The organism is Colwellia sp. PAMC 20917, from assembly GCF_001767295.1.
GTDB lineage: Bacteria > Pseudomonadota > Gammaproteobacteria > Enterobacterales > Alteromonadaceae > Colwellia_A.
Window position 1 is genome coordinate 2,207,583 of the sequence record NZ_CP014944.1, and the last position, 13,218, is coordinate 2,220,800.

At 37.6% G+C, this 13,218-nt stretch carries 8 protein-coding genes and 1 tRNA gene; 1 reads left to right on the forward strand and 8 read right to left on the reverse strand.

The annotated features are described in order from the left end of the window. Positions 1-717: 717 nt before the first annotated feature. The 3 genes from prsK to A3Q34_RS09570 are packed head-to-tail and all read right to left on the reverse strand — an operon-like array spanning position 718 to position 6,803. Positions 718-2,751 carry an XrtA/PEP-CTERM system histidine kinase PrsK gene (gene prsK, locus A3Q34_RS09560; protein WP_070375148.1) on the reverse strand — a complete coding sequence of 678 codons (2,034 nt, stop codon included), beginning with the start codon at positions 2,749-2,751 and terminating at the stop codon, positions 718-720. A 27-nt stretch (positions 2,752-2,778) separates the two neighbouring features. After that, entirely contained in the window at positions 2,779-5,829 is a 3,051-nt protein-coding gene (locus A3Q34_RS09565) for an efflux RND transporter permease subunit (RefSeq protein ID WP_070375149.1), read from the reverse strand. Positions 5,830-5,834: 5 nt separating this feature from the next. Continuing rightward, complete coding sequence (locus A3Q34_RS09570) at positions 5,835-6,803, reverse strand: efflux RND transporter periplasmic adaptor subunit (protein WP_197517673.1); 969 nt, start codon at positions 6,801-6,803, stop codon at positions 5,835-5,837. Between the two features lie 238 nt (positions 6,804-7,041). On the opposite strand from A3Q34_RS09570, the gene A3Q34_RS09575 reads away from it, so the two are divergent. Continuing rightward, positions 7,042-7,118: transfer RNA gene (locus A3Q34_RS09575), tRNA-Arg, on the forward strand. A gap of 81 nt (positions 7,119-7,199) precedes the next feature. Here the strand turns inward: A3Q34_RS09575 and A3Q34_RS09580 are convergent. The 5 genes from A3Q34_RS09580 to cysD all read right to left on the reverse strand — a co-directional run bounded on the left by A3Q34_RS09580 (position 7,200) and on the right by cysD (position 13,127). Continuing rightward, positions 7,200-8,183, reverse strand: a complete 984-nt coding sequence (locus A3Q34_RS09580) for a DHHA1 domain-containing protein (RefSeq protein ID WP_070375151.1) — start codon at positions 8,181-8,183, stop codon at positions 7,200-7,202. Between the two features lie 62 nt (positions 8,184-8,245). Beyond that, the gene (gene cysC / locus A3Q34_RS09585; protein ID WP_070375152.1) at positions 8,246-8,896 is read right to left on the reverse strand and encodes an adenylyl-sulfate kinase; all 651 of its coding nucleotides are present in this window, start codon (positions 8,894-8,896) and stop codon (positions 8,246-8,248) included. 32 nt (positions 8,897-8,928) lie between these two features. Then, positions 8,929-10,653, reverse strand: coding sequence for an SLC13 family permease (locus A3Q34_RS09590; RefSeq protein WP_070375153.1), 1,725 nt, complete (start codon positions 10,651-10,653; stop codon positions 8,929-8,931). A gap of 153 nt (positions 10,654-10,806) precedes the next feature. Further along, entirely contained in the window at positions 10,807-12,219 is a 1,413-nt protein-coding gene (cysN, locus tag A3Q34_RS09595; protein ID WP_070375154.1) for a sulfate adenylyltransferase subunit CysN, read from the reverse strand. After that, the gene (cysD, locus tag A3Q34_RS09600) at positions 12,219-13,127 is read right to left on the reverse strand and encodes a sulfate adenylyltransferase subunit CysD (protein WP_070375155.1); all 909 of its coding nucleotides are present in this window, start codon (positions 13,125-13,127) and stop codon (positions 12,219-12,221) included. The genes cysN and cysD overlap by 1 nt, the downstream gene beginning before the upstream one ends. Positions 13,128-13,218: the final 91 nt, after the last annotated feature.

A 13,218-nucleotide genomic window follows, 5' to 3' on the forward strand; every position in this document is an offset into this window, starting at 1 on the left:
CATGACGGGGGAAAATAACCTTACCTATCGTCGTCATGAAACCACACACGTTATACTGAATCCACGTACGTCATCCTGAATCCACGTACGTCATCTTGAACTTATGAACGTCATCCTGAATTTATTTCAGGATCTCAGCCCAGATACTGAAACAAGTTCAGCATGACGGGGAAAAACAACCTTACCTATCGACATACTGAATCCACGTACGTTATCCCAAATCCATGAACGTCATCCTGAAACCACTACGTCATCCTGAATTTATTTCAGGATCTTAACCCAGATACTGAAACGAGTTCAGCATGACGGAGGAAAATAACCTTACCTATCGACATACTGAATCCACGAACGTCATCCTGAAACCACCACGTCATCCTGAATTTATTTCAGGATCTCAACCCGGATACTGAAACGAGTTCAGCATGACGGGGAAAAGCAACCTTACCTATCGTCGTCATGAATCCAGGTACATCGTCCTAAGTCCACACACGCCTGCCTGATTGCACACACGTTATACTGATTCCACGTACGTCATCCTGAATCAGCCATCGTCATTCTGAATTTATTTCAGGATCTCAGCACGGATACTGAAACGAGTTCAGCATGACGGGAAAACAACTTTAACTGTCGTCGTCCTAAATCCACGCACCCCTGCCTAAATCCATGTACGTCATCCTGAATTTATTTCAGGATCTGTATTACACGGTAATATATCATTTATAATCTTGGGTTTATTGGTAAGTCTATTATAAAAACAGTGCCTTTATTTTCAATACTCTCGACTTTAATTATTCCAGCGATACCTTCAACAAATTGCTTGGCCTCAAAGACACCAATGCCCATACCCGCATTACCTTTAGTGGTATCAAAAGGTTTGAATAGTCGATTATTAATAAAGTCTGTCGACATACCGCAGCCATTATCAGAAATTTTAATGCCTATATGGTTTTCTCTCTGAGTAAGTTCTACTTTAACCCAGCCATCTTTGCTTGTCGCTTCCTGTGCATTCTGTATTAAGTGATTGAGCACTGAATGAAACGTTTCATTATCAATAGCCATTTCACAATGGTTGATTTTATCAAAGGTCACCTTAGGCAACTCAATATTTCTCTGCTCTATTACACTGTTGATGACTGCTGAGATATCAACTAACTCACTTTTAGGTTGAGCTGCTTGTTTATTACGTAATTGCGAAAGTACTTTAGATAAGCGTTCTGTCGCTGACTCTACGGTTTCAAAAACATCAGCAATAAACTCTGGGTTATCCCGATGCTTTTCTGCATTAGAGGTAATAAGTGCTAACTGAGCTTGAACATTTTTCAAATCATGTACTAAAAAAGCGGACATGCGGTTAAAGGCATCAAACTGTTTTGATTCTGCTAATTTATCATTAGCTTCATGTAAAGAAACGAAATTTCCTAACTGTTTTGATATGGCAAACAGTAAATCTCTGTCTTCCCAATTTAATTGCTTAACTTGATTTTTTCCCGCTAAAATAAACATCCCATAGAATGCTTTACCAATAAAAATAGGGACTATAATTCTAATGCTTTTGGTATCGAATAACGATAAGTCTAGAGATAAGCCAGGATAAACAGTTGGCGTTTGGCGATATTCTTCAATATCAATGATCCAACCTTGGCGCTGACAAAAAAGACTGCACTCAACCAGTTGCTGATTAAAGGTATCATCTAGAAGCAATTTTTCAGAATATTGAACACTAAATCGTTGACCTGTGACTTTTTTCAAAATAGCGCCAGCATAAGCATCTACTTTTGACATCATTATTTGAGTTGCCATTTGATAATAGCTTTCAGCATTGGTGGTTTCTATTTTTCCGATAAGGTTTAACCATTCATCTCGGTATTCGTATTTATTAGCAAAAAAGTTTTTTGCTATAAACACTTTTAATTTCCGGCGCAACGATTCGGTAATCAATAAAGCGACTAATACCAAAGCACTTAACATTAGAAAGCCGATACTAACAACGCTGCCCCACTCTCCACCTATGTAATTAATAACATAGCCAGCAAAGGCCATAACCAACAAATATATACCGGCAATCATCAACATTGAGCTATAAAAAACAACATGTCGAGAAACAAAAATTCTTACCGCACCATTACGAATCCGTCGAGTACTAATGAGTAATAAAGGCACAACAATAAGAGAGATAAAGCCACGACTAAACCAAAAATCGAAATCAACACTATCAACCATAGTGGCCTGGGCATATAAAACAAAGTCAAATATCGCAACGCTGGCTAATGCAATAACCATCGGCCAAATAGCCCAGCGCACCTGTGAATCAGCACTTCGGTATAACTGCTCTAGTAGCACTAAACTCCATAAATTAAGCACAATAAAAAGTAGGAATAAATATTCATAGGAATAATTCAATACGACACTTGCCAGCCAACAAGCAATCATTAATATGCTCCAAACCTTTGCATATTGACGAATTTGTGAATTAGTGATGATCGCCCGAAAAGATCGTTGTTCTGTGTTACAAAGTAGAATTAACAATGACCAACAAGCTATTTTAAAACCGTCAGCAAGCATTGCCCACTGCAAACTAAAGCCGATCTGTATTTGCAAGGCAGCAACCACATTAGCAATGACGGTTACTAATACTGAAACTAATACCCAGCGAGCTAGGCTTGTCTTATTTCGTGCCGCAAAAATGAGTAATGCAAAAACAAAGTATGCAGCACTCGCTAACGAATAACCAAAGAGTCCTAATGAATCCATAATATAAACTTCTTATTGAGTTTTTGTTTAATCGTTCTGCGCTGCATTTTCTTTAGTAAATATTTCAGTTAATACCGGTACCAGTAGAAAACTAGCAATCGCCGAAACACATAATCCTGAAATGATCACTGTACCTAATGGCTGCCATAAACCGCCGCCAAAAAGAGTGAGTGGTAATAAGCCGCCAATAGTCGTTAATGTTGTTAATAGTATTGGGGTAAAACGGGTGGCACTGGCATCGAGTATCGCTTGCTTTAAATTATTCGACTCAACAAAATTACGATTCGCCGTATCAATTAATATAATGGCGTTATTCACCACAATACCAAACAAACTAATTAACCCTATAAATGCCATCATCGAAAATGATTGACCTGTAATATATAACCCTATAACTGAACCAGCCATCGCAAATGGAATTGAAGTAAATATTACCAGCGGTTGTAAAAACGATTTAAACTGTAATACCAACACCGCAAATATGCCAATAGCAGTAACCAGCATTATTTGTGCTAAACCTGAAAAGTTTTCTTGACGAGATTCTTCTTCTCCGCCCAAGGTATAGCTAACTTCCTCAGGCATTTTATATTGCGCTAAGTAGTCGATAACTTTAGTGGTTAATTCACTTACGGTATGATTTTTATCAACATCTGCAGATACCTTCGCCATACGTAATTTTTGATAATGATAGAACTCAGTACGACCTTTTTGCAGCTTGGTGGTAATAACTTGATTAAGCGGAATAGCTTCACCTAAACGGTTAGTGACATTAATATCAGCTAAACCGTCAACATCAGGGTTTTTACGGCGCACAACAATAGGATAGCTTTCACCGTTATCATCATTAAATCGACCTATAGCCGTTCCAGAAAGTATTGTCTGTAAAGTAATATCAAGGGTATTGATATCAATGTTAGATAAGCCCGCTTTTTCATAATCAATATCAAGTAAGAGTTCGGTATTAGCAATGCCAATAGGATTATCAATGTTTATAATGCCTTTAGTGCTTGCCATCATATTTGAAAGATCATTAGCCACTTGCTCTAAATCAGACAGTGATTCGCCCATTAGTCGAACACTTATTGGTAGATCGGTAACCGGCCCTTGGGTAAATTCACTGACCGTAATTTTGGCTTGTTGCCACTTGCCAAACTCTTCACGAAGTTGACTAACAAAATCAGATACTCTTTGTGCATCATATTCACTTAATACAACAATGACCTGACCATAAGTTGCCACACCACGTTTAGGGATTTGATTATAATAAATACGCGGGTTTGCACTGCCGACATTTAAAGCAACTTTATCAACCAACTCATGCTTTTCAATAACCTCAGTCATTTTTTGCATGACTTTATCTGTATAGGTTAACGATGAGTTGGGCGGTGTTTCAACATCAAGCATAATCATTGGCTTTTCGGCTTTAGGGAAAAGACTCACTCCCACTTTACCAAATAATGACAACATACCCACCAAACAGACTACGGCAATAGCGATAACAATCCAGCGAACATTCATAAATCGTGACAGCCATTTCGCATAAATGTGCTCGGCAAATATATTCACGTAATGCTGAAGCGTTTTTATTTTAGCTTTATTTTCAGCTGTATTTTTTGCAAAAAAACGACTGGCTAATAATGGCGTTAATGTCAGGGCGATTAATAAGGATGCTAGCAGTACTAAAACAACCGTTACCGGCATTGAACGAACAAAGTCGCCTGTGTTGCTGGCTAGCATTAACATAGGCAGAAACGCTAACATCGTGGTAACAGTACCGCTGGTTATTGCCCAACCTACTTTTGCTGTGCCCGCTGCTGCAGCTTCAGCAAGATTTGTTGTTGTTTTCTTTTCTCTATGGATGCTTTCAGTCACCACTATCGCATTATCTACGAGTAAACCTAAAGCGATAATCAAACCAACAATAGACATTTGTTGTAAACCAAAACCACTAAAGTCTAACCAACCTATTGCGACTAAAAAGGACAATGGAATAACGGCTATGACCACTAAAGATTCACGTAGTCCTAAAAATAACAATGACATAATGCCGACGAGCACTAGTCCTTGCCATAAGTTGTCAAAAAAACCATTCACTCTCATTTCAACACTGTCGGCTTGCTTAAACAAAACATCAACTTTCATATTGTCGGGTAAGCTGTCAGTAAAGTTGGCGATTTCATTATCAATACTTTTAGTTAGGCCAAAAATATTGGTATTAGGTCGTTGTTCTATAGTGAGAAAAATAACCGGCTTATTATCATAATAAGCTAAATAGTTTGGTTCTAATCCTGAAAACTCCACTGTCGCTATATCTTTTAAACGCAGTACAAAACTATCATCCGAGCGAATAACCGTTTCACCTAACTCAGCTAGTTGTCCAAAGTTACCACTGGCTTTTACATTAAAACGCCGTGAACTCGCATCAACATAACCTGGGGTAATATTTACCGCACGTCCTTGTAAAATTGAGTTAATATCGGTAACAGCTAAGCCGTAATGTTTTAGCTGTGCTAAATTAATGTCAATGGCGACAATTTGCTGAGGATAACCCCAAACATCAGCTTTTCGAACATCGTTAATCGCTTCTAAACGTTTTTCTAACTGTTTGGCGTAAAACTCCATAACTTTATAATCTATTGGCTCACTCCATAGTGCCAATTGCATAATAGCCACACTTGTAGGCGTTGCTTTTAAAACGAGTAAGTCATGAACGCCTTCAGGTAGTGTTGGTTTTACTGCTGAAACCGCCTGCTTTACTTTGTTATAAGATGCCTCTGGATCTGTGCCGTACAGAAAAGTAATTTCAATACGCGCACCACCATTTTTGACTTGTGATTCTATTTTTTGAATATTTTCTATATCAGAAAATTCTTCTTCGAGTGGATTAACCACTAAAGTTTCAATATCTGTTGGTGATGCGCCAGGGTAGATCACTTCAATTAAGGTGATGGGCATATCAAACTGTGGATCTTCTGAACGTGGCATTTGAAAATAGGAAACAATACCAACGAGTACTAATAGCACCACTATTGTTAGGGTAAATTGTGCGTTCTTTATAGCGAGTTTAGGTAACAGCATAGTAATTACTTACCTAATTTAATATGTTGCCAGCCACTACTGACTATTTGTATAGGTTGATCATCAACTGAAGCAAACAAATACACAAATTGGTTATCTAAACGGTAAATATCATAAGACTGATAAACCAGCTCTTGATTATCTTTTACAATAACAACAGCTTGCCCTTTATCGTTAACAGAAATCAATGCTGAAATTGGTAAGCGATAAACAAAGTTATCACTGGTGAAATCGATAATGGTTTCTGCAATTTGCCCAGCAACAACACCACTGTTCAGATTAATATTTGGTAGCAACACTTCAATGATAAACATATTACCCTTAGTGTTTGAAATTGCGGGTATTTTACTTACTTCGCCAATAACACTACCAAGTGCTTGTAAAGAAACATTCACTTTTTGACCTAAACGTACTTGGCTGACTTCGTTACCTGTTAAGGCAACTTTTACCACCCAATTTTGCTCTAAAGCGGCTATTTTTAGTACATGACTGCCAGGTGACTGTAGTTCACCTAGTTCAGTATAACGATTTAATACCACGCCTGAAAATGGCGCAAAAATTTGTGCTTTTTCAAAATGATAAAAGGCAATTTGATAGTTAGCTCTGCTTGTTTCAACACGAGTTAATGCAAGATCAAGATCTTGTTCTGAGCTTAATTTATTTTCGAGTAGTTTTTTTTGGCGGTTAACTTCGCGCTTTGCTTGTAATAATTCTGCATAAGTAGCGTTTTTATTTTGCAGTAATTCGCGGGTGTCTAAAGAAGCAATGAGCTGATTTTTTTCAAAGTACTGCCCTTCATCAACGGCTAACTTAGCTAAATATCCACTACTTTTAAATGACAAATTTAACGTTCTTTTAAAATCAAGTTTCCCTGTCCGTTTAATGGTGTCGGCGTAGGGCTCAACAATGATCTGTTCAAAATCGTAACTCTGCGACAATGTCGATGATGATGCAAGAATTGTCATTCCTATCATCAAAAACCTAAAAAAACTATTCTGTGATTTCATATGCAATTCTATAACGCGTTAAATTAACTGATTTTATTATAGCCAATACTTTAGGGTTGTTGCTGAATAAAGTACATCTTTTTTCATTATTTTCGCTTATCATAATAAAGATGGATAGAATTCACCCCAGCACCTAAAATAAAGACGACAAAGCTAGACAATTTTCACGATTAATTATAGTATTTGCCGCGCTTAACACAGCAAACCACCCGTAGCTCAGCTGGATAGAGTTCACGCCTCCGAAGCGTGAGGTCACAGGTTCAAGTCCTGTCGGGTGGACCACTTTTTTCCTAAAAACAAAATTCACATTAAATAAACAGTTTCATTTTTAACTGTGACCGCTTATCTATTTTACTACATCACTCATTCGCTATAGTAAGCTGTTACTGCGGCTAAAAACGCTTCAATCTTATCTTTAGGAAGCGCATTGATACCAGCGGCAGCGGCACGTCCTCCACCTGTAGCAAACTGACTACAAATATCACCAGCACCTTGTTTATTCGCTAATGGCGCTCTTAAAGAAACCGTATAGGTGTTATCTGTATTTATTGTAAAAATAGCGTGTGCTTTCTTTGGGTTTATATTGGCTAATTCATTGCCAAACACACCACTTATTCTTCTGGCCCATGTTTCATCCGGTAATTCAAATGCGGTTAATAACGCTGTGTCATAAAATGCTTTGGTGTTAACAGCTTTTAAATGGTCTTGGTTATACAGTTTTTGCAAAATATAATAAGGAGAGTCTGCATCTTTAATCGCATCAAAAGGGCTTGAGTAAGCTAACAGTAATTCATATAACCTTGCCGGATGAAAATGCAAGTCGTCAATATGTGAACCATAACCATTGTAGTTAATTAGAGTACCTAACGTTTCTAACTGCTCGCATTCATTATCGTTTAAACCCGCTAACTTGGCTAACTTAGTCGCTTTAGCAATAAGATTGTCACCAAAAGCAGCACAAATAGCCCAATGATGAAACTTTCCAGCTAAAATATTATCAACAATTAAAGCCGTACAAGTATTTGCATCTAAATCAATATGCGTTTGTAAATTTACATGTTCCGGAATATCACCCGCACGGTGATGATCGATATAGGTTACGTTGCCGCCGTCAGCTAATAAGGCATTCAATGCCTCTTTATTTTTTTCCATTGAAATATCTAAAACGCGGATAACACTCTCGTCTCTACTATTGCCTTGGGCATTTGTTATTTCAACGACCTGTTGCAGTAAAGCAATATCACGTTTAACGCCGGTAATTTTGACACTTACTGTCGGATTGGCTAATTGCAACTGCAGCAAAGCGATAATACCGTCGGCATCACCATTAAATACGTCATAATTCACAGATAAATCCTTTATTTTTAGTCTCTACAATTATTTCTTTTCGATAAAGCCATGGGTAAAGACTATGATTTTATAATTTGTTTTTTTATTAAAGCGTCTATCACTAAATCTGCACATTGCTCAATAGACAAATGCGCTGTTTCGATATGTATTTCAGCAGTTTCAGGAGCTTCATAAGCCGAACTTATCCCGGTAAAATTAGCGATTTCACCGGCTCTTGCTTTTTTATATAAACCTTTAGGATCACGGCTTTCGCAAACATCTAAAGGCGTATCAATAAATACCTCTAAAAATAACGCGTCTTTGAGTAACGCTCTGGCTTGGTCTCTGTCTTTTTGAAAAGGAGAAATAAAGGCCGTTGATACAAGCAAACCTGCGTCTACAAATAACTTAGCCACTTCACCTATCCTACGTATATTTTCAATACGGTCTTCGTCAGTGAACCCTAAATCGTTATTTAAACCGTGGCGAACATTGTCACCGTCAAGTAAATAACTGTGACAGCCACGTTCCAGTAATTTTTGCTCAACTGCATTGGCAACGGTAGATTTACCCGAACCACTTAGGCCGGTATACCATAGCAATACCGCTTTATGGCCTTTTAGCTGAGACTTTTGCTCAGCAGTGACACTCTGTTGATGCCAAACCACATCTGACGATTTTTCTGTGTTATTTTTTTCTATATAAGGACTTGCTGGGTTATTTTTTTTCATAATTCACATTTATCATTGGACGCTATTAATAGCTAAAAAGGGAAGAAATATAAAATACTACAAATCGCAGTAGTGCAATATATAACGCTAATGGGCACACCTATTTTTATAAAATCTATCAACTGGTATTGCCCGGCACTAAAGACCATTAAATTGGTTTGATACCCGTATGGACTAATAAAACTAGCGCTGGCACCAAAGGCTACTGCCATAATAAAGGGAGTAATATTTGCGCCATAGTTCAACGCTATACTATAAGCTATTGGGAATATTAGCGCGGCTGCGGCATTATTAGTGACCAACTCGGTTAATAATACCGTTAATAAAAATATAATAATCAAGGCGACGGTTGGCGTAATATTGCCCGACAAAGAAGTAATCGTTTCAAGAGACGTTAGTAATCCACTATTTATTAATGCACTGGCAAGCATTAGCGCCGTAGAAATAATCAGCCAAATTTGTATTGGAAAACGTCTAATCACTTCATCTTTAGACAAGCAATTCGACAATAAGAAAAAAGAAAATAGCACTAACATTCCTTTGAATAAAGAAATAATCCCTAGTGCACTTAATGCTACGGTTAAGAAAAAACTTATAATAACAAAAGGTTCTTTTTTACCGGTAAGTTTTGATTCTGGCTCAACGCCATTGACAACAATAAAGTTTTTATCAACATTATTTCTGGCTTTAAAATCTTGGCCCGTTGCTAACACTAAGTAATCACCCGGACGAATGCTAACATCGCCAAGCTTACCTGTAACGGCTTGCCCGTCTCTTTTCATTGCTACCACAGCAGCGTCAAACTTAGCTCTAAAGCCAACGCCTTTTAATGTTTTATTAATGAGTACACTTTCAGAACGAACAAAGACTTCCGTTAAGTTGTCATCAGACAAGCCTTGTTTGTGTGCAAAAACAGTTAAACCATCAAACTGCTTAAGTTGGTTTACTTTAGTAACGTCACCATTAAAAATAAGCTTATCGTTGGCACTAATAACTTGGTCGGGAGAAACAGGGGTAATCGTTTGCCCCGCACGAATTATTTCAATCAAAAATAAAGAGTCTAAATGTCTTAAAGCGTTTTCTTCTACGGTTTTGCCAATCAATGCCGAGTTAAGTTCTACTTTAGCATCTAATAAATATGAACTTTCTAGCGTTGAATTAATATCTGTCTCAGGTAAATATTTAGATAAAAACCACAGCGCACAGCCACAAGTAATAACGATAAAAACACCTACCGGGAAAAAATCAAAAAAGCCTAAGGCAGGTAGGTCAGCATTTAAGACTAAACTGTTAACAATTAAGTTAGTAGACGTGCCAATTAAGGTTAGCGTACCGCCAAAAATAGCCGCATAGGACAAGGGTAATAATAATCGACTGGCAGAATGATAAGGGTTGTTGCGAATCGGCGCCAGCATGGTAGAGACAACGGCGGTATTATTTAACAAGGCTGAAGAAACAACCGTTAAACTAAAAAGCCTGATCCAGGTTTTGCCATAACTTGAGAATAAAACTTTGCTGGCGAGTATACGCAGTAAGCGGGTTTTTTCTAACGCTAAAGAACACAATATCAACAAAATAAGCGTTATTAAGCCTTTATTAGACATACTGGCTAACACAGCTTCATTTGAAACTTGTCCGCTAATAATAAGGGCAATAAAAGTAAAGCCAAAAACCTTTCCAGGCTGCTTTTGAAACTTTAATAAACCTATAATTGTACTAATAAAGATTAATAGTACGAACGCTGCATCTATATTCAAATATATAAACCCTGTTAACTTTTAACAGCTAATCTTAAGAAAAAATTAGAGACAAATAATAACTAAGAGCAAAGCGGCTGAGTAAAAAACTGAGATATTGCTAGCTGTTTTTTACACGACCTCATTGCCCTTAGTTTACATCTTTTAGCCTCGTTACTTTTTAGCTAAATTTTTAGCTCCCCAATGAGGAAAGTGCTTACAAACAAACGCATTAAGTTCAAGTTCGTAATCACTGTACTTTTTAGGCTGTCCTTTTTCCAATTGTGTTAGTTGTGAAGCTATCATGCCAGCGCCAACTGTTGCATTGGTCAAACGGTCAATAATAATAAAAGCACCTGTTTGACGGTTCTCTTGATAAGCATCAAACTGCACAGGTTCGTTTAACGTAAAGTTACAACGCCCTATTTCATTCAAGGCTAAATGCTGTACGTCTTGTTTTTCCATGGTATTAACATTGACGCTATACTCTATTTTATCAACAGAGCCAAACGTCGCATGAGTGCCCACTTTAATAATGTATTCACGGTCTATTTGTAGTGACGCTTCATCCATCCATACAACATCTGCACTAAAGGTATTAGAAGAAGCGGGTTGCTCATGCGGTCGCACGATCATATCACCACGACTAACATCTATCTCATCTTCAAGCGTCAGCGTTACAGCCATATCGGCATAAGCCGTTTCAAGTTCGCCATCAAAAGTTACTATCGACTTAATTTTACTTTGCTTACCTGAGGGTAGTGCAACAATAGTATCACCAACGCGAATTTCACCTGAAGCGATCGTACCGGCAAATCCTCTAAAGTCTAAATTAGGACGATTAACGTATTGAACAGGAAAACGAAAAGCACTATTTTTTTCACCGCTAATTTGTACGGTATTCAATAGCTTAAGTAAAGGTGAACCCGGGTACCAAGGCATATGCTCACTTTCGTTGACTACGTTATCGCCGCGTAAAGCTGAAATAGGCACAAAACGAACATCTTCAATGTTTAATGATTTAGCAAATTCACGGTAATCACTTTTAATTTTTTGGTATGTCTTTTGGTCATAATCTACTGCATCCATTTTATTAATAGCAATAACCACATGCTTAATACCTAATAATGAACAGATATATGAATGACGTCGCGTTTGTACTTGCACGCCATGACGCGCATCAATTAATATAATGGCTAAGTCACATGTAGAAGCGCCCGTTGCCATGTTACGTGTGTACTGCTCATGGCCTGGAGTATCGGCAATAATAAATTTACGTTGCTCGGTAGCAAAGTAACGATAAGCAACATCTATCGTAATACCCTGTTCGCGTTCAGACTGTAAACCGTCAACGAGTAACGCTAAATCAAAATCACCATCTGTGGTATTAAACTTTTTAGAATCTTTTTCAATAGCAGCCATCTGATCTTCAAAAATCATTTTGCTATCAAAAAGTAAGCGGCCTATTAATGTCGACTTTCCGTCATCGACACTGCCACAGGTGATAAAACGCAGCATATCTTTGTTTTCATGCTGTTTTAAGTAGCCTTCAATATCTGTTGCCAATAATGTTTGTTCAGTGTTCATTAAAAGTACCCTTCCATTTTTTTCTTTTCCATTGAACCGGCTGAATCATTATCAATGACTCGACCTTGGCGCTCAGAAGTGGTTGTTAAAAGCATTTCTTGAATAATTTCAGGCAATGTGGTTGCAGTCGATTCAATAGCGCCGGTAAGTGGGTAACAACCTAGCGTTCTAAAACGTACTGATTTCATTTCAGGTACTTCGCCCTCGTTCAGAGGCATGCGTTCATCATCTACCATAATTAACGAGCCATCACGTTTAACGACAGGTCTTTTGGCTGCAAAATAAAGTGGAACCATTTCAATATCTTCTTGATAAATATACTGCCAAATATCAAGCTCGGTCCAATTAGATAATGGGAACACACGAATACTTTCGCCTTGATCAACTTTAGAGTTATAGATATTCCAAAGCTCTGGACGTTGGTTTTTCGGATCCCAACGATGATTTTTATCACGAAATGAGTAAACACGTTCTTTAGCACGAGACTTTTCTTCATCACGACGAGCCCCACCAAAAGCGGCGTCAAAACCATGCATGTCTAATGCTTGTTTTAAACCTTGTGTTTTCATGATGTCGGTATGTTTTGCACTACCATGAGTAAACGGACCTACACCCATAGCAAGCCCTTCAGGATTTTTATGGACAATTAAATCGAAGTCATACTTTTCTGCTAGATTATTACGAAATTCAATCATTTCTTTGAATTTCCAATCAGTATCAACATGCATTAATGGGAAGGGAATTTTACCCGGATAAAAAGCTTTACGCGCTAAATGCAAAAGAACAGAAGAATCTTTCCCTATTGAATACAACATAACAGGATTATCAAATTCAGCAGCAACTTCACGCATTATTTGAATTGATTCAGCTTCCAGTGCTTTTAAATGTGTTAATTTATTCTTATTCATATATGCCCTATTTTACATTTTTTATGTCAAAATCTTACAAAAAATTATATCAAACCAAAACGATATAGCGAAATAACTAAATAACTTAGGT

Bases quoted from the DNA above. Each gene is read 5' to 3' on its own strand.
- A3Q34_RS09565 (WP_070375149.1), bottom strand. From the start codon at position 5,829: ATGCTGTTACCTAAACTCGCTATAAAGAACGCACAATTTACCCTAACA.
- cysN (WP_070375154.1), bottom strand. From the start codon at position 12,219: ATGAACACTGAACAAACATTATTGGCAACAGATATTGAAGGCTACTTA.
- A3Q34_RS09570 (WP_197517673.1), bottom strand. From the start codon at position 6,803: ATGATAGGAATGACAATTCTTGCATCATCATCGACATTGTCGCAGAGT.
- cysC (WP_070375152.1), bottom strand. From the start codon at position 8,896: ATGAAAAAAAATAACCCAGCAAGTCCTTATATAGAAAAAAATAACACA.
- prsK (WP_070375148.1), bottom strand. From the start codon at position 2,751: ATGGATTCATTAGGACTCTTTGGTTATTCGTTAGCGAGTGCTGCATAC.
- cysD (WP_070375155.1), bottom strand. From the start codon at position 13,127: ATGAATAAGAATAAATTAACACATTTAAAAGCACTGGAAGCTGAATCA.